This window comes from Thiolapillus sp. (assembly GCF_048562965.1).
GTDB lineage: Bacteria > Pseudomonadota > Gammaproteobacteria > Chromatiales > Chromatiaceae > Thiolapillus > Thiolapillus brandeum_A.
This window is the reverse complement of the sequence record NZ_JBHNMF010001555.1, coordinates 1-560: the sequence shown is the minus strand read 5'-3', so window position 1 is coordinate 560 and position 560 is coordinate 1. Positions and strand designations below refer to the sequence as shown.

Here is a 560-nt window from a genome sequence, read left to right as displayed (position 1 = left end):
TGCCTACTCAACAGGCATGGGCCGCGGATTTTGCGGAAATCCGGACGTTTTTCAACAGCCTGTGATTCATTCGGCAGGAAAACAGGCCCAGTGTTTGTATTGACTTGGATGCTGGCGACAGGGCAATCATCACTGATGCTTTCACCGTTCACTTCATGACGGCGACGAATCTTGGCAATGGTTTCCATGCATAACAATCCCAGGTTACTCCGGTAAAAAACCGGAGGATGACAGACTTTAGAGGGTGGTCAAAATTCGACGCTGTTTCCCCCCAATTCCTGGTCAGTTTTGCATGCTGATTAACATCCTGGTGGTCATTGAGGTCTTCATACCCCAGGCACAAGCCGTAGATACGTTGGCGAAGCCGGCTCAACCGGGAATGGACAACCCGGTCGGAATCGCGTGGATCATGCAACACCCGATTGACCGACTCCAGCAACCCTAGTCGAGTAGATCGGCCATTGCTGGCTTTCACCCTCACAGAACCGGACGTGCGGATTTCCCGCATCCGGCTCTTCCGAGCAGGTCACCCGGATTGAGCGGGAGCCAATTGTCTGGGC

At 53.6% G+C, this 560-nt stretch carries 2 protein-coding genes; both read right to left on the bottom strand.

From position 1 onward, the window contains the following. Positions 1-188, bottom strand: a 188-nt coding sequence (locus ACOCD2_RS25475; RefSeq protein WP_293716314.1) for a hypothetical protein, incomplete at its 3' end; no start/stop codon positions are given. Beyond that, entirely contained in the window at positions 149-508 is a 360-nt protein-coding gene (locus ACOCD2_RS25470) for a transposase (RefSeq protein WP_368857438.1), read from the bottom strand. The genes ACOCD2_RS25475 and ACOCD2_RS25470, both read right to left, overlap by 40 nt. Between the last annotated feature and the right edge of the window lie 52 nt (positions 509-560).

Excerpts from the sequence above, each read along its gene's own strand:
- ACOCD2_RS25470 (WP_368857438.1), bottom strand. The coding sequence starts at position 508 with ATGCGGGAAATCCGCACGTCCGGTTCTGTGAGGGTGAAAGCCAGCAAT.